At 61.2% G+C, this 17,095-nt stretch carries 20 protein-coding genes; 9 read left to right on the top strand and 11 right to left on the bottom strand.

The features are described from left to right. Nucleotides 1–13: 13 nt before the first annotated feature. Nucleotides 14–274 (bottom strand): accessory factor UbiK family protein, encoded by a 261-nt coding sequence (locus tag NVB75_RS19040; protein ID WP_003208783.1) that lies wholly within the window; start codon nucleotides 272–274, stop codon nucleotides 14–16. Nucleotides 275–695: 421 nt separating this feature from the next. Between NVB75_RS19040 and glnK the strand changes: the two genes are divergently transcribed. From glnK to sutA, 4 genes are all read left to right on the top strand, one after another. After that, the gene (gene glnK / locus NVB75_RS19035) at nucleotides 696–1,034 is read left to right on the top strand and encodes a P-II family nitrogen regulator (protein ID WP_002555808.1); all 339 of its coding nucleotides are present in this window, start codon (nucleotides 696–698) and stop codon (nucleotides 1,032–1,034) included. 34 nt (nucleotides 1,035–1,068) lie between these two features. Next, on the top strand, nucleotides 1,069–2,406 hold the full coding sequence (locus tag NVB75_RS19030; RefSeq protein WP_258342798.1) for an ammonium transporter: 1,338 nt from the start codon (nucleotides 1,069–1,071) through the stop codon (nucleotides 2,404–2,406). A 209-nt stretch (nucleotides 2,407–2,615) separates the two neighbouring features. Continuing rightward, entirely contained in the window at nucleotides 2,616–3,041 is a 426-nt protein-coding gene (locus NVB75_RS19025; protein ID WP_017476675.1) for a secondary thiamine-phosphate synthase enzyme YjbQ, read from the top strand. Nucleotides 3,042–3,144: 103 nt separating this feature from the next. Further along, nucleotides 3,145–3,471 carry a transcriptional regulator SutA gene (gene sutA, locus NVB75_RS19020; RefSeq protein ID WP_003208791.1) on the top strand — a complete coding sequence of 109 codons (327 nt, stop codon included), beginning with the start codon at nucleotides 3,145–3,147 and terminating at the stop codon, nucleotides 3,469–3,471. 255 nt (nucleotides 3,472–3,726) lie between these two features. On the opposite strand, the gene NVB75_RS19015 is transcribed toward sutA, so the two are convergent. From NVB75_RS19015 to NVB75_RS18990, 6 genes are read right to left on the bottom strand one after another with little or no spacing between them, the layout of a single operon-like run. Then, on the bottom strand, nucleotides 3,727–4,425 hold the full coding sequence (locus tag NVB75_RS19015; RefSeq protein WP_258342796.1) for an HAD family hydrolase: 699 nt from the start codon (nucleotides 4,423–4,425) through the stop codon (nucleotides 3,727–3,729). Further along, nucleotides 4,422–5,321: a tyrosine recombinase XerC gene (gene xerC, locus NVB75_RS19010; RefSeq protein ID WP_076013125.1), complete on the bottom strand. Its 900-nt coding sequence runs from the start codon at nucleotides 5,319–5,321 to the stop codon at nucleotides 4,422–4,424. The genes NVB75_RS19015 and xerC overlap by 4 nt, the downstream gene beginning before the upstream one ends. A 2-nt stretch (nucleotides 5,322–5,323) precedes the next feature. Beyond that, entirely contained in the window at nucleotides 5,324–6,040 is a 717-nt protein-coding gene (locus tag NVB75_RS19005; protein ID WP_258342795.1) for a DUF484 family protein, read from the bottom strand. 13 nt (nucleotides 6,041–6,053) lie between these two features. Continuing rightward, the gene (gene dapF / locus NVB75_RS19000; protein WP_003208798.1) at nucleotides 6,054–6,884 is read right to left on the bottom strand and encodes a diaminopimelate epimerase; all 831 of its coding nucleotides are present in this window, start codon (nucleotides 6,882–6,884) and stop codon (nucleotides 6,054–6,056) included. A 4-nt stretch (nucleotides 6,885–6,888) separates the two neighbouring features. After that, on the bottom strand, nucleotides 6,889–8,136 hold the full coding sequence (gene lysA / locus NVB75_RS18995) for a diaminopimelate decarboxylase (protein WP_258342794.1): 1,248 nt from the start codon (nucleotides 8,134–8,136) through the stop codon (nucleotides 6,889–6,891). Nucleotides 8,137–8,145: 9 nt separating this feature from the next. Further along, nucleotides 8,146–8,307: a lipoprotein gene (locus NVB75_RS18990; protein WP_177046833.1), complete on the bottom strand. Its 162-nt coding sequence runs from the start codon at nucleotides 8,305–8,307 to the stop codon at nucleotides 8,146–8,148. Nucleotides 8,308–8,545: 238 nt separating this feature from the next. On the opposite strand from NVB75_RS18990, the gene cyaY reads away from it, so the two are divergent. From cyaY to rnk, 3 genes are all read left to right on the top strand, one after another. Continuing rightward, nucleotides 8,546–8,878 carry an iron donor protein CyaY gene (cyaY, locus tag NVB75_RS18985; RefSeq protein ID WP_258342793.1) on the top strand — a complete coding sequence of 111 codons (333 nt, stop codon included), beginning with the start codon at nucleotides 8,546–8,548 and terminating at the stop codon, nucleotides 8,876–8,878. Between the two features lie 2 nt (nucleotides 8,879–8,880). Further along, nucleotides 8,881–9,099: a DUF1289 domain-containing protein gene (locus tag NVB75_RS18980; protein ID WP_258342792.1), complete on the top strand. Its 219-nt coding sequence runs from the start codon at nucleotides 8,881–8,883 to the stop codon at nucleotides 9,097–9,099. Nucleotides 9,100–9,230: 131 nt separating this feature from the next. Beyond that, complete coding sequence (gene rnk / locus NVB75_RS18975) at nucleotides 9,231–9,641, top strand: nucleoside diphosphate kinase regulator (protein WP_258342791.1); 411 nt, start codon at nucleotides 9,231–9,233, stop codon at nucleotides 9,639–9,641. On the opposite strand, the gene NVB75_RS18970 is transcribed toward rnk, so the two are convergent. The 3 genes from NVB75_RS18970 to NVB75_RS18960 all read right to left on the bottom strand — a co-directional run bounded on the left by NVB75_RS18970 (nucleotide 9,638) and on the right by NVB75_RS18960 (nucleotide 13,325). Beyond that, nucleotides 9,638–12,475 carry a class I adenylate cyclase gene (locus tag NVB75_RS18970; protein ID WP_258342790.1) on the bottom strand — a complete coding sequence of 946 codons (2,838 nt, stop codon included), beginning with the start codon at nucleotides 12,473–12,475 and terminating at the stop codon, nucleotides 9,638–9,640. The two genes, rnk and NVB75_RS18970, sit on opposite strands and share 4 nt — an antisense overlap. A 168-nt stretch (nucleotides 12,476–12,643) precedes the next feature. After that, entirely contained in the window at nucleotides 12,644–12,892 is a 249-nt protein-coding gene (locus tag NVB75_RS18965; RefSeq protein WP_063033873.1) for a TIGR02647 family protein, read from the bottom strand. 148 nt (nucleotides 12,893–13,040) lie between these two features. After that, nucleotides 13,041–13,325, bottom strand: coding sequence for a hypothetical protein (locus NVB75_RS18960; protein ID WP_003208814.1), 285 nt, complete (start codon nucleotides 13,323–13,325; stop codon nucleotides 13,041–13,043). A gap of 125 nt (nucleotides 13,326–13,450) precedes the next feature. Between NVB75_RS18960 and NVB75_RS18955 the strand changes: the two genes are divergently transcribed. Then, entirely contained in the window at nucleotides 13,451–14,110 is a 660-nt protein-coding gene (locus tag NVB75_RS18955; RefSeq protein WP_258342789.1) for a glutathione S-transferase family protein, read from the top strand. A gap of 145 nt (nucleotides 14,111–14,255) precedes the next feature. On the opposite strand, the gene argH is transcribed toward NVB75_RS18955, so the two are convergent. Beyond that, nucleotides 14,256–15,650, bottom strand: a complete 1,395-nt coding sequence (argH, locus tag NVB75_RS18950) for an argininosuccinate lyase (RefSeq protein ID WP_003208818.1) — start codon at nucleotides 15,648–15,650, stop codon at nucleotides 14,256–14,258. 563 nt (nucleotides 15,651–16,213) lie between these two features. Here argH and NVB75_RS18945 point away from each other — a divergent pair. Next, on the top strand, nucleotides 16,214–16,960 hold the full coding sequence (locus tag NVB75_RS18945) for a LytTR family DNA-binding domain-containing protein (protein WP_017476662.1): 747 nt from the start codon (nucleotides 16,214–16,216) through the stop codon (nucleotides 16,958–16,960). Nucleotides 16,961–17,095: the final 135 nt, after the last annotated feature.

The raw sequence follows: 17,095 nt of genomic DNA, 5'->3' as shown, positions 1-17,095 counted from the left end.
CGGTTGGGCCGGTTTATTCGGCGGCGGGCGTCAATCGCGCTTCCAGCTCCGCCACCTTGGCCTCAAGGCTTTCCAACCGCGCCCGAGTGCGCGCCAACACCACCATCTGGCTATCAAACTCTTCCCGGCTTACCAGGTCCAGCTTGCTGAAACCGCTTTGCAGCAGCGCCTTGAACTGGCTTTCAATTTCATTGCGTGGCAGCGGCGTGTCGCTGCTGAACAGGCGGGAGGCGTGGCCGCTCAGGGCGTCGAGGAGGTCTTTGGGCGCGAGCATGGGAAATCGTCCGGAAAATCTGTTGGCCGGCAGTGTATCACGCAGCGTCTATAGTCATTTCCAGCAGCGGCGGCGCACGCTTTTCGCGCATGTGGCCGGGCGGTCACGCACCGTTTTCGTGCGTATCTTCGCAGCAACGGCGCCCGGGAGGTGGGCACAAGCGAACAAAGGACTGATTTCAGTGATTTTTACGGAGCTGGCAAGCTTTCTGCTTAGACGATCATGACCCATGCACTGATGCAGTCGCTGTGACGATGCAGTGCGCCGACGGAGCGGGGTAGGTGTTTCGTCACCAGTGGTTAGCGAGCGTCGCAATGGCAAATGCCAAGGCGACGAAGCGTTACAAAGCCAGGCACTGCGCTTAGACTTGAGACGGGTTTGTTTTCCTGGGGCAAGTCCACCAATTCGGGAGAGAGTTTTCATGAAGCTAGTCACTGCCATCATCAAGCCGTTCAAGTTGGACGATGTACGCGAGTCACTGTCCGAGATCGGCGTGCAGGGCATTACCGTTACTGAGGTCAAAGGCTTCGGTCGGCAGAAGGGTCACACCGAGCTTTATCGCGGCGCGGAATACGTGGTCGATTTCCTGCCAAAGGTGAAGATTGATGTCGCCATTGACGACAAGGATCTTGACCGGGTTATCGAGGCGATAACCAAGGCCGCCAACACCGGCAAGATCGGTGACGGCAAGATCTTCGTGGTCAATCTGGAACAGGCTATTCGCATCCGTACCGGCGAAACCGATACCGACGCAATCTAAGCCGCCAAACCCCAACGCCCCAGGAGAAAACAATATGACTCTGCGTAAATTCGCAGGGCTCGGAGCCCTGTTGTCCATCGTAATGCCAAGCCTGGCCATGGCGGCAGACGAAGTGGCTGCTCCAGTCCTCAACTCCGGCGACACCGCTTGGATGCTCACATCCACTGCGTTGGTGCTGTTCATGACCATTCCAGGCCTGGCGCTGTTCTACGGCGGCATGGTTCGCTCCAAAAACATTCTTTCCGTGATGATGCAGTGCTTCGCCATCACCGGCTTGATCACCATCCTGTGGTTCGTCTACGGCTACAGCATGGCGTTCGACACCACCGGGATGGAAGCAGGCGTCGTCAACTTCAACTCGTTTGTGGGTGGCTTGTCCAAACTGTTCCTCTCGGGTGTGACCCCGGCCAGCATCACCGGCCCGGCGGCGTTGTTCCCTGAAGCCGTGTTTGTGACCTTCCAGATGACCTTCGCGATCATCACCCCGGCGCTGATCGTCGGTGCGTTCGCTGAGCGTATGAAGTTCTCCGCGATGCTGATCTTCATGGGCGTCTGGTTCACCCTGGTCTACGCACCGATTGCCCACATGGTGTGGGGCGGTCCGGGTTCGTTGCTGGGCGACTGGGGCGTGCTGGACTTCGCAGGCGGCACCGTGGTGCACATCAACGCCGGTGTGGCTGGCCTGGTGGCGTGCATCGTGCTCGGCAAGCGTAAAGGCTTCCCGACTACCCCAATGGCACCGCACAACCTCGGTTACACCCTGGTGGGCGCGGCCATGCTGTGGGTTGGCTGGTTCGGCTTCAACGCAGGCTCCGCTGCTGCGGCCAACGGCACTGCCGGCATGGCGATGCTGGTTACCCAGATCGCTACCGCGGCTGCTGCGCTGGGCTGGATGTTCGCCGAGTGGGTCACTCACGGTAAGCCAAGCGCTCTGGGCATCGCCTCGGGTGTGGTCGCTGGCCTGGTGGCAATCACTCCAGCCGCCGGCACCGTGGGCCCGATGGGCGCCCTGGTGATCGGCCTGGTTGCCGGTGTGATCTGCTTCTTCTGCGCTACCAGCCTCAAGCGCAAGCTGGGCTACGACGACTCCCTGGACGCGTTCGGCGTTCACGGTATCGGCGGTATCGTGGGTGCGATCCTCACGGGTGTGTTCGCAGCCCCTGCACTGGGCGGCTTCGGCACTGTGACTGACGTGGCGGCGCAGGTCTGGATTCAGGCCAAGGGTGTCGGCTTCACCGTCATCTACACCGCCATCGTGACGTTCATCATCCTCAAAGTGCTGGACGTGGTGATGGGCCTGCGGGTGACCGAAGAAGAAGAGGCGGTTGGCCTCGATCTGGCGCAACACAACGAACGCGGCTACAACTTGTAAGTACGCGAAAAAAAGATGCCCGGCTTGCCGGGCATTTTTTTGCCCGGGGTTTGTCTGTGGCTAAAGGTGTATGGGTTTTTTCGCGACTTTGTGATGGTATCCACACCGCACTTTTCAGTGTGCGAATGTCTTACAGGCATGTAGGCGTATTCGGCACTTTGTTTTTTCCCTGAGCGCGCTAGAATGCGCGCCGATAGGCGGAGAACTGTATGTGGCAACAGACCCTGATAACCCTGCGGGCCAAGCCCCGGGGCTTTCATCTGGTGACGGACGAGTTGCTCGCCGGCTTGCCTGAATTGAAGGCCTGTCGGGTGGGACTGTTGCATTTGTGGCTGCAGCACACCTCGGCCTCGTTGACGGTCAACGAGAACGCCGATCCGGCGGTTCGCCGTGACTTCGAGCGTTTTTTCAATGCGCTGGTGCCGCAAGGCATGGCGGGATATGAACACAACGACGAAGGTCCGGATGATCTGCCGGCGCACTTCAAGGCCAGTCTCCTGGGCTGCCAGCTGAGTTTGCCGGTAAGGGCCGGCCGCTTGGCGATGGGGACCTGGCAAGGTGTTTATCTGGGCGAGCACCGTGATCATGGCGGTGCTCGTAAAGTCCTCGCCACCTTGCACGGTGATGGGGCATAAGCCACTGGTGATCCGGTGGATGTTGATTTTTTTCCGGCGGCCGTCGACAGGCGGCGAAGCTGGGCTATAACTAATCTGCTTTTCGCAAGTCATGAGGTAGAACATGAGCGACGATGATCTGGAAAACGACGACCTCGAAGTAGGCGACGACGACGAAACCGAAGAAGGTCTTGAGGCGGCTGCCGAAGACGTGGCTGACGACGACGGTGGCGACGATGCACCGGTCCCGGCAGCCAAAGGCAAGGCCAAGGCTGCGGTGTCGGTCGACGAACTGCCGAGCGTAGAAGCCAAGAACAAAGAGCGCGATGCGCTGGCCCGTGCGATGGAAGAATTCCTCGCTAAAGGCGGCAAAGTGCAGGAAGTCGAGGCTAACGTGGTGGCTGATCCACCGAAGAAGCCTGATAACAAGTATGGCAGCCGGCCTATCTAAGGTTTGCTGCTTGCTTGCTGAAAAAGCCCGCCGTCGCTGCGGGCTTTTTCATGGGCGCTACAAAATGGTTAGGGCCAACACCCATCTAAGGATGAAGAGCGTGTGTGGCGAGGGAGCTTGCTCCCGTTGGGGCGCGAAGCGGCCCCTGGTTGGGTCGACGCGTTCTTTCAGAAAGGCCGTCGTGGCTGGTTCAGGGGCCGCTTCGCAGCCCAGCGGGAGCAAGCTCCCTCGCCACAAAAGCCCTTCATCATCAGGTTATGCGTTCCAGCGGGTCAGGAGCGCTGGCAACTCGGTCAGGCTGCGGATCTCGGCATCCGGCAATTTCTCGGCCTCCCAGGCCTTGCCTGCCGGGTTGAACCACACCGCCCGCAGCCCCGCCTGCTGCGCACCGGCAATGTCATCCCCTGGATGATCACCCACATGCACTGCCGCGCCCGGCGCTACGCCACCGCGCTGCAAGGCTTCCTGAAACAACCGCGCATCCGGCTTGGCAATACCAATGTCTTCAGCCCGGAGTGCAAAGTGGAAGTAGTCCGCCAACCCCACACGTTGCACATCGGCATTACCGTTGGTAATCACCCCCAGCAGATAGTCGCGGCGCAGTGCTTGCAGCATCGGTTCCGCTTCGGGGAATACGGTGAGTTGATGCCGGGCGTGGATGAACGCTTCAAAGCACACGTCCGCCATCTGCGCCGCTTCCGGCAACGGGTATCCGGCCTCCTCGAAAGCATATTGCAGCACCTTGTGACGCAACACGCTGATGCGGTATTTGAGCTCCGGATGCCGCTCCAGCACCTGTTGGCGCAAGCTGGCAAACTTCTCCAGGGGCAAGTCGCCCACCTTGGTGGCATGGGTCGCCAGCCACTCGCGCATCGACGCCTCGGCGCTGATGATGACCGGCACGTTATCCCAGAGCGTATCGTCCAGGTCGAAGGTGATCAGCTTGATGCTCATGAGTCACTGCCCTTAATGCGTTTGGCCCGTGGATGGGCGCTGTCGTACACCGTTGCCAGATGCTGGAAGTCCAGGTGGGTGTAGATCTGGGTGGTCTTGATGTCGGAGTGGCCAAGCAGCTCCTGCACCGCGCGCAGGTCCTGGGACGACTCCAGCAAATGGCTGGCAAAGGAGTGCCTGAGCATGTGCGGGTGCAGGTTTTGCCCCAGCTCGCGCTCGCCGGCGGCCTTGACCCGTACCTGAATGGCCCGGGGCCCGAGGCGTCGGCCTTGCTGGCTGATAAACACGGCGTCATCCGCCGGGTTGGCCAGGGCACGCAGGGGCAGCCACAGCAGCAAGGCTTCGCGGGCCTTTTTGCCCACCGGTAATACGCGAGTCTTGCTGCCTTTGCCGAGCACTTGCACCAGGCCATCTGCCAGGTCCAGTTGATCGAGGTTAAGCCCTGTCAGCTCCGACAGGCGCAGGCCCGAAGAGTAGAACAGCTCGAGGATCGCCTGGTCGCGATGGGCCAGGAAGTCATCTTCCACCGCGCCGTCGAGCAATTGCAGGGCACGGTCGGTGTCGAGGGTCTTGGGCAGGCGGCGTTCACCCTTGGGCGGCGCCAGGCCGTTGGCCGGGTCGTGGTCGCACAGGCCTTCGCGGTTCAGGTAGTGATAGAGGCCGCGTACCGCCGACAGCAGGCGCGCCAGGCTGCGGGAGGATTGGCCTTGCTGATGCAGGCGGGCGATCAGGCTGCGCAGACCCTGGATATCCAGGGCCTTCCAACTGCTGATGTGTTGTTTCTCGCAGAACGCCAGGACCTTGTTCAAGTCCCGCCGGTAGGCTTCCAGGGTATGCGGTGACACCTGGCGCTCGCTGCGCAGGTGAGCGCAGTAGGCGTCCAGTTGTCGTTCCATGGCTAGCGCACCGCGCGCAAGGCGGTGGTGAAGCGCGGCAGGACGCGGCCCAGCACTTCGGCGATGTAGTTCAGGAACAGCGTGCCCACCGAGCTTTTGTAGTGCTGCGGATCGCGGCTGGCGATGGCCAGCACGCCATGCAGCCCTTGATGGCTGAGGGCGACTACGGCGGTTGAGCCGATCTGCTGGCGCTGCTCGGCGCCAAACAGGAAGTCCAGCTCATGTTCGCGCAGGGTGCCGCTGATGGTCTTGCCTTCGGACAGCAAGCCGCCAATGGCAGTCTGGGCATCGCTGCCGCTGACCCAGCGCCCTACCGGCATCGGGTTATCGCTGAACAGGATCAGGCTGACAAAGGGCACCTGGAAGTCCTGGCGCAGGCTGTCTTCGACGGCAATCACCGCTTCTTCCAGGCTGGCGGCGTCCATCAGGGTCAGGACCAGGCGGCGAGTCTTGTCAAACAGGCGGTCGTTGTCACGGGCCACGTCCATCAGCTGCGAGAGCCGATGACGCATCTCGATATTGCGCTCGCGCAGGATCTTCATCTGCCGCTCCACCAGCGACACGGTATCGCCGCGCTGGTGGGGAATACGCAGGGCCGGCAACAGCTCTTCGTGTTCGACGAAGAAGTCCGGATTAGCCTCCAGATACGCCGCAACGGCTGCGGCCTCCAGACTTTCGCTTGGGGATGCTTTCGCGGGTACTTGAGGCTTATCAGTCATTAGATTTGCTCACTCATAGACGGACCTGTCCTTCGTAGACGCGGGTGGCCGGACCGGTCATTTTCACCGGTTGGCCAGGGCCTGCCCATTCGATGGACAGACGTCCGCCGGGCAGGTCGATCAGCAGTGGCGAATCCATCCACCCCTGGCTGATCGCGGCCACGGCAGCGGCGCAGGCGCCGGTACCGCAAGCCTGGGTTTCGCCGGCACCGCGTTCCCAGACGCGCAAGAGCGCACGGGAACGGTCGATGACCTGCAGGAAACCCACGTTAACCCGCGCCGGAAAGCGCGGGTGGTTTTCGATCTTGGGCCCCAGTTCGTGAACCGGTGCGCTGTTGATGTCATCGACCCGCAGCACGGCATGGGGGTTGCCCATGGACACGGCAGCCAGGTTGACGGTCTTGCCGTCCACGTCCACGGCGTAGCTCAGCGCTTGCTCGGTGGCCTGGAACGGAATGTCCGCCGGCACCAGCCGTGGGGCGCCCATGTTGACGCCGATCTGGCCGTCGCTGCGAATATCCAGCTCGATAATGCCGCTTTTGGTCTCGACGCGAATCTGCCGCTTGGCGGTCAGGCGCTTGTCCAGCACAAAACGGGCGAAACAACGGGCACCGTTGCCGCACTGTTCCACTTCGGAGCCGTCGGAGTTGAAGATCCGGTAACGAAAATCCACTTCCGGGTTGCTCGGTGCTTCCACCAGCAACAATTGGTCGAAGCCGACACCGGTGTGCCGGTCGCCCCACAACTTGGCGTGCTTGGGCAGGATGTGCGCGTGCTGGCTGACCAGGTCGAGAACCATGAAGTCATTGCCCAGCCCGTGCATCTTGGTAAAACGCAGCAACATGGCCTTACTCCGGCAGCAGGCTTTCGCCAGCAAACAACTCGGCTACCGTCTCGCGGCGACGCACTTCAAACGCTTGATCACCGTCCACCAGCACCTCGGCGGTACGCCCGCGGGTGTTGTAGTTGGAGCTCATGACAAACCCGTAGGCACCGGCCGAATGCACGGCCAGCAGGTCGCCTTCTTCCAGGGCCAACTGACGTTCCTTGGCCAGGAAGTCGCCGGTCTCGCAGATCGGACCGACCACGTCGTAACTGCGGCCTTCGCCCGCGCGTGGCTTGACGGCCGTCACATCCATCCAGGCCTGGTACAGCGCCGGGCGAATCAGGTCGTTCATTGCCGCGTCGACGATGGCGAAATCCTTGTGTTCGGTGTGCTTGAGGTACTCGACCTGGGTCAGCAGCACGCCGGCATTGGCGACGACGTAGCGGCCCGGCTCGAACATCAGCGTCAGGTCGCGGCCTTCGGTGCGCTCGCGCACGGCCTTGATGTAGTCGGAAACCAGCGGCGGCTCTTCGTCGCGATAGCGCACGCCCACGCCGCCACCGAGGTCGATGTGGTGCAGGTAGATGCCGCATTCGCCGAGGCGGTCGATCAGCGCCAGCAGGCGGTCGAGGGCGTCGAGGAACGGTGGCAGGCTGGTCAGTTGCGAGCCGATATGGCAGTCGACGCCCAATACTTCCAGGTTTGGCAGTTGGGCGGCGCGGATGTACACGTCCTCGGCGTCGGCAATGGCGATGCCGAACTTGTTCTCTTTGAGACCGGTGGAAATGTACGGATGAGTGCCGGCGTCTACGTCCGGGTTGACCCGCAGGGAGATTGGCGCGCGAACGCCCATCTCGGCGGCCACCTCTTGCAGGCGCTCCAGCTCGTCGGTGGACTCGACGTTGAAGCAGTGCACGCCAACTTCCAGGGCGCGGCGCATGTCTTCGCGGCTCTTGCCGACGCCGGAGAACACGATCTTGTCAGCTTTGCCGCCAGCGGCCAGCACACGCTCAAGCTCGCCCCGGGACACAATGTCGAAACCGGCGCCCAGGCGCGCCAGGACATTGAGTACACCCAGGTTGGAGTTGGCTTTTACCGCGTAGCACACCAGGCTCGGCGTGCCTTCCAGCGCGTCGGCAAAGGAGCGGTATTGCGCTTCGATGTGGGCACGGGAGTACACGTAGGTCGGGGTACCAAAGCGCTCGGCAATGGCGGACAGCGCCACACCTTCCGCGAACAGCTCGCCGTCCCGGTAGTTAAAAGCGTCCATGATGTTCCCTTAGAAGGTGTCGTGCTTGTGCGCTTTGGTTTGCGACGATTGCGCCTGTTCATTCGGGTCTTTGCTGTCATCGGGCAGATACAGCGGGCCTTTTTGACCACAGGCACTAACGAGGCAAGCGACCGCGACGAGCGCAGCAAGGGAAGAGATCAGGCGCTTCATGGCGAAATCCTTGAATATGCATTAATTGCGCCCGAGTATACCGACCACCCGCCGGATTGCCTATGTGCCGAAATACCCGTCCGGCGGGGCTTTGCCGAGTTTGTCGCGATTGCGCTTACACCAATCAGGGATAATTCCCGCAGCTGCGGGTAATGAAATCGGTATCCTTTGCAATCATGATGGTGCGTCCGTATTGTGCGGCGCTTGAGCGAGACCAGACACTTTCGAGGTTCCCACAATGAGTTTGACCGAAGCCCGTTTTCACGACCTGGTGGATTCCACCCAGCAAGCGCTGGAGGATATTTTCGACGACAGCGGCCTGGATGTGGACCTGGAGAACTCGGCCGGTGTGCTGACCGTCAAGTTTGAAAATGGCACCCAGCTGATTTTCAGCCGTCAGGAGCCTCTGCGTCAGCTGTGGCTGGCGGCGCGCTCCGGTGGTTTCCACTTCGATTACGATGAAGAAGAAAACCGCTGGACCCACGACACTACCGATGAGCTGCTGAGCGAAATGCTCACGCGCCTCACCCAGGAACAAGCCGGCGTCGAGCTGGACTTCGACGAGATCTGATCGTGACGCAGCCCGCACCCGTACGCCCGCCCAAGCCGCTGTTCAGCAATGTCAGCCCGGCGGTGCCGTCACCTTGTATCAGTTTATGTCGGCTGGATGAGCACAAAGTCTGCCTCGGCTGCTTCCGCCATGTGGAAGACATCCGCGAATGGCGCTCCGCCGATGACGCGCGGCGCCGCGTGATCGTCGCCCAGGCCGAGCAGCGCAAGGCCTCCGCCTGAGGCTGTCTTGTTTATTTATTGTGCTGTGGTAGTGTCCGGATACACCTCAACTCATCGAGGTCCGTGAGAACCCCGCCTTTTCCTGGCGGGGTTTTGCTTTTTTGTGCAGAAAAAAGGAGTCTGCCTGAATCATGACCGCACCTTCCATCATCCTCACCCGTCTTGACGTGCAGCGTCTTGAGCAACTGATCGACCGTGTCGGCGAGGCGTCGCCGGGCGTTGAAGCCCTGCAACACGAACTCGACCGCGCCGAAGAAGTGGTTGGCCACGATGAAGTGCCTGCAACCGTCGTGACCATGAACTCCAGCGTACATTGCCGTGAACAAGGCAGTGGCAAGGACTATCACCTGACCCTGGTCTACCCCAAGGACGCGAACGCCGACAAAGGCAAAATCTCGATCCTGGCGCCGGTGGGCAGTGCATTGCTGGGCCTGCAAGTCGGCCAGCACATCGACTGGCCAGCACCGGGTGGCAAGACCCTCAAGCTTGAATTGCTCAGCGTTGAAGGCCAGCCAAAAGACGGTGGCGCCTTTCCTCTCTAAACCTGGTTCAGCGCTTCATTGAGCGCCAGTTCCAGATCAGCCTTGTAGCGCAGGTACAGATTGCTCGGGCTTTGAACATCACCGAGCAGGCCGGACAGGTCCAGATCGGTGATGTAGCAGCGGTAGCGCTCGGTCTCCCGGCGTTGCCCGACGATTTGCTGGGCGACCACCGCAAACAGTTGGTCGCCAAATTCCAGTTCGGAAAACTCCCGTTGATTGCAGTACAAGGTGATCCCCACCTGGCCCGGCGCCGCCTTGCCGATAATCGCCTGCACGTCGTAGAACGGTTTATTGGCCGGGGTTTGCGGCGCTGGGCGCGGTTCGGCCCGGCGTGCGCGGCCGCTGCCTGACGGCAACAGCTGGTAATACAGGATTTGCACCGCGCCGAGGGGCTGTTGCGGATCCAGCGGCAGCAGCGCGTCGCGCCGATAAATAATCGATTGCAGGAAGCGTTGCAGCGGCACCAACAGGCTTTGCTCGTCGTGAAACGGCAGGCGCTGCTGCCAGAGCGCATTGAATTCATCCAGCACGTACAGCTCGGCAACCCCTTCGTTGATCCGGTAGAACACCTGCACACAGTCGGGCAGGCCCATGGGCAGCAACAGCGCCAGGTCATGGTCTTCGAGGGCCATGGTGTCCAGGTGCAGCGGGCTGTAGCTGGCCAGTTCTTCGCTGAGGTAGGCGATCAGCGCGTCCTGGGTCGCCAGTGACACATGGTTGGCCTGGCCGGGTGTCAGCTCCATCACGTGGTAGTGCTGCTGCACCTGCACCAGATAGCGGTGGTTTTCCTGACTCAGCATCAGGTTTTGCGCGGTGTCGAAGATTTCTTCCACGCGCTGGGCAATGAATTGTGCGCGGTTGTGGCAGAAGCAACGCACCCGCAATCGCGGCAGATGATTGGCCGGCAACTGGTTCAGGTAATCCCGCAGGCAGTCGAGCAGCGCGTGGGGGCCGTCGTAGCGGCTGACCATCACCTCGTTCCAGCTGTTGAGCGTGACCTGGTCCAGGGTCAGCACCAGGTTTTCCCGTACGCCGGCGTAACTCAGGGAGTCGGTGCGCTCGGTGGTCATCAGGATGTTCAGGTCGCGGTGGTGCTTGAGCGGATCGACGCCGACGTTGATCAGCAGCAGCACTTCCTCGGGCACTGCCGAGCGCAGCAGGCGTTCCTCATCCACGCTGGTCAAGGGCAGGGCGACGGTTTGTTGCAGGCTGCCCAGCAGGTTGAACAGCTCGAATTCGGTCATGTCACTGCTGCCGGGATGCAGAGCCAGGCGGGTGCTGCTGTCGATCACGCCGTTGCGGTGGCACCAGGTGAGCATTTCCAGCAGGTCGCGGCTGCGCTTGATCGGCGCGAAGTGCTCCCATTCCAGAGCCGTCAGGTTGCCGTTGTACAGGCCCCAATGGTGCTGGCCCGGCTCTTTGCGGTTGGGCGAGTGCACCAGGGTCAGGGTGTCTTCGGCCAGGTCCGGGGCAATGCCGGGGTTGATGAACTCAACCTTGCCGGCCTTGCGCTCGAACGCGGCATACAGGCGCCGGCCCAGCACATTGAGGTCGCGCTTGTTGATCAGGCTGACGGTCTGTTCGGTGCGGGCAAACTGGGTCAGGAAGCGATAGCTGTAGTTCAGCTCGTTGACCAGCGCCCGGCGCTCGGAGGCCACCTGGCGGACTTTCCATTGGCTGCGGCTGTCCAGCAGGGCCAATTGGCGCTGGTCCCAGCCCCATTCACTGGCCAGACGCTCCAGCAGCAAACGTTGCCACCCGGTGCGCTGGCCCGCGCTGAGCTTGCGGTTGACCTTCAGGTACAGGGCGCGCCGCACCAGTTCCAGGCGTTCCGGCTCATTGCGGGCCTTGAGGTACTCCTCGATCCGGCGGTAGACCACGATGTACGGGTCCAACTCGTCCAGGTCCATCTGGTTGGCAAATACCGCCCGCTTGAAGCGCAGGCTCAAGCACTGCACCTTCGGGTGTTCGCTGGCGTAGACCTCGGTCAGCAGGAGTTTGAGTACCGACTTGTAGGGCGATTCGATGCCCTTGAACAACTGCCACAGGCCGGCGCCGATAAATTCACCCGGCGGGATGTGAGCCAGATGGCCCAGGTCGAGGGTTTCGTCGGCGCGGATAAAGCGCTTGGAGATCAGCGCGTGGGTGAATTCGGCGTAGCGGGTTTCTTCATACACCGGTACCAGCCACCAGATCGGTGTGCGCCCGGCCAGCCAGATGGCGGTGCGGTAGAACTCGTCCAGCAGCAGGTAATGCTGGCTGGTGCCGCAGTCTTCGGAGCTTAGTTGGGTGTCGCGCTCGCCCTGGATAAACCGTGTCGGCTCGATCAGGAAGAAGTGCGCCTCGGCCCCCATGCCCAGGGCCCAGGTTTCCAGCAACTGGCATTTTTTGCGCAGCTCGGCCAGCTCGTTCTCACTGAGATCGGCGGCGTGGCAGACCCACACGTCCATATCACTTTGATCGGCCTGGGCCAGGGTGCCCAGGCTGCCCATCAGGAACAGGCCATGAATCGGGCGCGGTGGGTTGCCGTGCCGGGGCTTGTAGGAAAACGTGCGGGTCAGGCGCTGGGCTTCTGCCAATACTTGCGCGTCGGGTTCAAAGTTCGACAGGCCCGCCGGAGTACTGCCCGACACATAACCCGGGAGCAGCGGATGATTGACGTGAAAGAACAGCGGCAGCAGCGTCAGGACGCTTTGCTGGCGCGGCGTCAGCCCTTCAACGGCGCGCGCCATGCGGCCCTCGTTCAGGGCCAGAAACCGCGCGCGCAACTGGGTCAGCACCTTGCGGTCGATGCCTTCGTCCAGGTCGGGGCGGATTTCGTGGGTGCGGGTCATGTCGAACTCGGTGGCTCGCAGGGCCCGACGTGGGCGGCCGTGTGGGAGTTTACAGCCAGTAGCGTAGGAGGTTTAGCGGGATTTTGTTTTTGGCGCCAAAATTTTATCCCGGGCGCAGGAATGCCCGCGGAATCCGTGAAAAGAGGATCCCGTGGGCGATACGAGGTGTCAGGCGGCTTCTTTGCTGGTCGTCAGAATAGTCAGCAGGCTTTGTGCGTGTTCGGCAGCATCCCGGCCAAGGCTGGTGAGGTAGCCACCATCTGGCTGGTCGATCAGGTCTTTTTCAAACAGGCGCCGGGCAGCGGCAATGGCAGTGGGAGCGGCGGTCTGATGAACTTTCAGACCTTCCTGGGAGCTGCCCAGGTTGAAGAGTGCAAGGATTTCCAGTTCGGCAACCAACTCAGGGGTATACGACATAAGGACTCCAGACTTTCTAGGAATTTTTAGACGTTAGCAGCCATAAGGTGAACGCACTTTGGCGAGCTGTCCAGTCGGAACTCATGCCGTGTTGATGTGGGGCAGGATTGTGGCCAGCAAGCGCTTGCTGGCCAGCGCGGTGTCGGGCTTATTGCTTCTCGGGCGGCAGCTCTGGCAGAGCGCGCAAGGCAGTTTCATACCATTCGGTATTGAAGGCACGGTCTTCTTCGAGCAGGGCGTCGATCTCGATGGCAAGTACGTGGGCCATCATTTGCAGGATGTCTTCGCGCTCGTAGCCCACCAGGGTCAGCTTGTTGAACGTGGCCTTGGCGGCGGGCGGGTTGTCGCTTTCGATCTGGTTTTCGATCGCTTCAATCAAGGTGGTCTCGGCGAACTCTTCTTCGTCGTTGTCGATATCGGTTGGCTCGCTCATGGCAGGCTCCTGGAGGAAAGGGCGCCAGTCTACCCCCATTCACTCGGCTGATGCTGCTGGTCAGGCGTGGCATCCCGTTCTATAACCACTGCTGCCAACCCCGTACACGGCCTGGAGGCTTAGTGATGCTCAAGCTTTATGGATTTTCGGTCAGCAACTACTACAACATGGTGAAACTGGCACTGCTGGAGAAAGGGCTGCCCTTCGAAGAGGTGCCGTTCTACGCAGGCCAGACCCCTGAAGCCTTGGCCGTAAGCCCCCGGGGCAAGGTGCCGGTGCTGGGTGTCGAGCAAGGCTTTATCAACGAAACCAGCGTGATCCTCGAATACATCGAACAGACCCAAGGCGGGCCATCGCTGCTGCCGAGCGATCCGTTCCAGCGCGCCCAGGTGCTGGCGTTGTGCAGGGAAATCGAGCTGTACATCGAGCTGCCGGCCCGGGCGTGTTTTGCCGAGGCGTTTTTCGGGATGCCGGTGCCGGAGGCGATCAAGGAAAAATCCAGGACTGAGTTACTGCTGGGGATCGCATCGCTGGGGCGGCACGGGAAGTTCGCGCCGTATGTGGCGGGAGACAGCTTCACGATTGCGGATTTGTATTTTGTGTACAGCGTGGACCTGGCGTGTGCCGTGGCCGGAAAGTTGTTCGGGCTGGATCTGTTGGCTGAGTTGCCGAAGGCCAAGGCGTTGCTGGAACGCTTGCAGGCGTTGCCGAATGCCCAGCGGGTGGCGGCGGACAAGGAAGCGGCAATGCCGGCGTTTATGGCGATGATTGCTGCCAAGAAATAAAGACTGCTTTTGTGGCGAGGGAGCTTGCTCCCGTTGGGCAGCGAAGCGGCCCCAAAAATGGGACTGCTGCGCAGTCCAACGGGAGCAAGCTCCCTCGCCACAGGTTCAGTGTTCGCCCTTATTCGCCGGGGTATTTACCTTTGGGTTAGCGGCTGGCGAGCAATGCCTGGCCGCGAACCACGGCAGCCTTCACCTGCGCCGGTGCAGTCCCGCCGATATGGTTACGGGCATTCACCGAGCCTTCCAGGGTCAGTACCGCAAACACGTCCTGCTCGATCTGATCGCTGAACTGGCGCAGTTCTTCCAGGCTCATTTCCGCCAGGTCCTTGCCGGTGTCCACGCCGTATTTCACGGCATGCCCGACGATTTCGTGGCAGTCGCGGAACGGCAGGCCGCGACGCACCAGGTAGTCGGCCAGGTCGGTGGCGGTGGAGAAACCACGCAGGGCCGCTTCACGCATGATGGCGTGCTTGGGCTTGATCGCCGGGATCATGTCGGCAAAGGCCCGCAGCGAGTCGCGCAGGGTATCGGCGGCGTCGAAAAGCGGTTCCTTATCTTCCTGGTTGTCCTTGTTGTAGGCCAGCGGCTGGCCTTTCATCAGGGTCAACAGGCCCATCAGCGCGCCGAATACACGGCCGCTTTTGCCGCGCACCAGCTCCGGCACATCGGGGTTTTTCTTTTGCGGCATGATCGAGCTGCCGGTGCAGAAGCGATCCGGCAGGTCGATGAACTGGAATTGCGCACTGGTCCACAGCACCAGCTCTTCGGAGAAACGCGACAAGTGCATCATCGCGATGCTGGCCGCGGCGCAGAATTCGATGGCGAAGTCACGGTCCGACACGCCGTCCAGGGAGTTGCCGCCCACGGCGTCGAAACCCAGCAACTGCGCGGTGTACTCGCGGTCGATCGGGTAGGTGGTGCCGGCCAATGCGGCGCTGCCCAGAGGCATGCGGTTGGCACGCTTGCGGCAGTCCACCAGGCGCTCGTAGTCGCGGCTGAGCATTTCGAACCAGGCCAGCAGGTGGTGGCCGAAGGTCACAGGCTGGGCGGTTTGCAGGTGGGTGAAGCCGGGCATGATGGTGCCGGACTCACGCTCTGCCTGCTCCAGCAGGCCTTTTTGCAGGCGGGTGATTTCGGCCAGGATCAGGTCGATCTCGTCTCGCAACCACAGGCGGATGTCGGTGGCCACCTGGTCGTTACGGCTGCGGCCTGTGTGCAGTTTCTTGCCGGTCACACCGATGCGGTCGGTGAGGCGAGCCTCGATGTTCATGTGCACGTCTTCCAGGTCGACGCGCCAGTCGAAAGTACCGGCTTCGATCTCACCACGGATGGTGGTCAGGCCGTCGATGATGCTGTCGCGCTCGGCATCGGTCAGTACGCCGACCTTGGCCAGCATCGTGGCGTGGGCGATCGAGCCCATGATGTCGTGGCGGTAGAGGCGCTGGTCGAAGGTGACGGAGGCGGTGAAGCGCGCGACGAAGGCGTCGACGGGTTCACTGAAGCGGCCGCCCCAGGACTGGTTGGTCTTGTCGGTGCTCATGGATTCGCTCGTGATCTGCTGGAAAGAGGGCATGAAAGTGTGGCGCCGATAATAACAGGGTTGCCCCCGGAGGCGAGGATGCGGGGGCGCGGCATTTTTATTTGTTTCCAAGATGGCTAAGTGCCTTGCCGCCGGACTCGCGCAGGACGAGACTGGAGCCAGGACCGAACGGGGGTTTAAAACTTGCGGTCTTGGGTAAACAAAGCGTGTTTATTGAAACGATATTTGACGATTGAGCAATATCGTCTTCGCGAGCGTCTACAGTTGCACTGATAGAGCGTCGCGCTGACAGAAGGTGCACTGCACCAATGCCAGGCGATGAGGTCGAACTCCAGGCTATCCATTAGAGAGGGGGTGTTCGTATTGTGTATCAGCAAACCCTACGACGATGCCCAAAGGCAGAAGGCTTTGGGCGCGATTGAACAGGTCCGGGTAAATATTGGTGCCACTCTCGGGGCACTTTTTGCCGCTCGCGCTAGTCTTAGCGTGGATCGCCGTGACGGAAGTCACCGCACCTGTCTACGCTATCCTTGTGCGAGACTCACGCAGGAATCCAGCGCAATATGAATGTCCTGATCGTTGATGACGAACCCCAAGCCCGCGAGCGACTGAGCCGTTTGGTCAGTGAACTCGAGGGTTACAGTGTCCTTGAGCCGAGCGCCACCAGTGGCGAAGAAGCCTTGGCCCTTATTGACAGCCTCAAACCGGACGTCGTGTTACTCGACATCCGCATGCCGGGCCTTGATGGCTTGCAGGTAGCTGCCCGCCTGAGCGAGCGAGAGTCGCCGCCTTCGGTGGTGCTGTGCGCCTCCCAGGATGAGTTCTCTTCCGAGGCTCTGGATGCCAGTGGCGCCAGTTTCCTGGTCAAGCCGATCAACGCCGATGCATTGCTGCGCGCCTTGAAAAAGGCCGAGCGTCCCAATCGCGTCCAGCTCGCTGCCTTGACCCAGCCCGCAGCCCAGGGCGGCAACGGGCCGCGCAGTCATATCAGCGCCCGCACCCGCAAGGGCATCGAACTGATTCCCCTGGATCAGGTGGTCTATTTCATCGCCGATCACAAGTACGTGACCTTGCGTCACGAGGCCGGTGAAGTGTTGCTCGATGAGCCACTCAAGGCGCTGGAAGATGAATTTGGCGACCGCTTTGTGCGCATCCACCGCAATGCGCTGGTGGCACGGGAGCGCATCGAGCGCTTGCAGCGCACGCCGCTTGGGCATTTTCAGCTGTTCCTGAAAGGCCTCAATGGCGACGCCCTGATCGTCAGCCGGCGTCATGTCGCCGGTGTGCGCAAGATGATGCAGCAGCTTTAGCCCAAGGGCTGACGCGAGCTTCACCGCCCATATCCCGGTGCGACGCGGCCAGGGAGGCCCCGCACTTGCTGATTCAAATCAAAGCGCATTTGCCTGAGCTGTTATTATCTGCCGTATCTATTAAGTACGGATTGA

It is taken from the genome of Pseudomonas sp. CBS, from assembly GCF_024734645.1.
GTDB lineage: Bacteria > Pseudomonadota > Gammaproteobacteria > Pseudomonadales > Pseudomonadaceae > Aquipseudomonas.
This window is presented reverse-complemented; position numbering and strand designations above follow the sequence as displayed.

What these genes read in the sequence shown, in the direction of transcription:
- NVB75_RS18970 (WP_258342790.1), bottom strand. Translation starts at nt 12,475, where the DNA reads ATGACCCGCACCCACGAAATCCGCCCCGACCTGGACGAAGGCATCGAC.
- glnK (WP_002555808.1), top strand. Translation starts at nt 696, where the DNA reads ATGAAGCTAGTCACTGCCATCATCAAGCCGTTCAAGTTGGACGATGTA.
- NVB75_RS18945 (WP_017476662.1), top strand. Translation starts at nt 16,214, where the DNA reads ATGAATGTCCTGATCGTTGATGACGAACCCCAAGCCCGCGAGCGACTG.
- argH (WP_003208818.1), bottom strand. Translation starts at nt 15,650, where the DNA reads ATGAGCACCGACAAGACCAACCAGTCCTGGGGCGGCCGCTTCAGTGAA.
- NVB75_RS18955 (WP_258342789.1), top strand. Translation starts at nt 13,451, where the DNA reads ATGCTCAAGCTTTATGGATTTTCGGTCAGCAACTACTACAACATGGTG.
- cyaY (WP_258342793.1), top strand. Translation starts at nt 8,546, where the DNA reads ATGAGTTTGACCGAAGCCCGTTTTCACGACCTGGTGGATTCCACCCAG.
- NVB75_RS19015 (WP_258342796.1), bottom strand. Translation starts at nt 4,425, where the DNA reads ATGAGCATCAAGCTGATCACCTTCGACCTGGACGATACGCTCTGGGAT.
- NVB75_RS19030 (WP_258342798.1), top strand. Translation starts at nt 1,069, where the DNA reads ATGACTCTGCGTAAATTCGCAGGGCTCGGAGCCCTGTTGTCCATCGTA.
- NVB75_RS18965 (WP_063033873.1), bottom strand. Translation starts at nt 12,892, where the DNA reads ATGTCGTATACCCCTGAGTTGGTTGCCGAACTGGAAATCCTTGCACTC.
- dapF (WP_003208798.1), bottom strand. Translation starts at nt 6,884, where the DNA reads ATGTTGCTGCGTTTTACCAAGATGCACGGGCTGGGCAATGACTTCATG.
- NVB75_RS19040 (WP_003208783.1), bottom strand. Translation starts at nt 274, where the DNA reads ATGCTCGCGCCCAAAGACCTCCTCGACGCCCTGAGCGGCCACGCCTCC.
- NVB75_RS19005 (WP_258342795.1), bottom strand. Translation starts at nt 6,040, where the DNA reads ATGACTGATAAGCCTCAAGTACCCGCGAAAGCATCCCCAAGCGAAAGT.
- rnk (WP_258342791.1), top strand. Translation starts at nt 9,231, where the DNA reads ATGACCGCACCTTCCATCATCCTCACCCGTCTTGACGTGCAGCGTCTT.
- NVB75_RS18960 (WP_003208814.1), bottom strand. Translation starts at nt 13,325, where the DNA reads ATGAGCGAGCCAACCGATATCGACAACGACGAAGAAGAGTTCGCCGAG.
- lysA (WP_258342794.1), bottom strand. Translation starts at nt 8,136, where the DNA reads ATGGACGCTTTTAACTACCGGGACGGCGAGCTGTTCGCGGAAGGTGTG.
- sutA (WP_003208791.1), top strand. Translation starts at nt 3,145, where the DNA reads ATGAGCGACGATGATCTGGAAAACGACGACCTCGAAGTAGGCGACGAC.
- NVB75_RS19025 (WP_017476675.1), top strand. Translation starts at nt 2,616, where the DNA reads ATGTGGCAACAGACCCTGATAACCCTGCGGGCCAAGCCCCGGGGCTTT.
- xerC (WP_076013125.1), bottom strand. Translation starts at nt 5,321, where the DNA reads ATGGAACGACAACTGGACGCCTACTGCGCTCACCTGCGCAGCGAGCGC.
- NVB75_RS18990 (WP_177046833.1), bottom strand. Translation starts at nt 8,307, where the DNA reads ATGAAGCGCCTGATCTCTTCCCTTGCTGCGCTCGTCGCGGTCGCTTGC.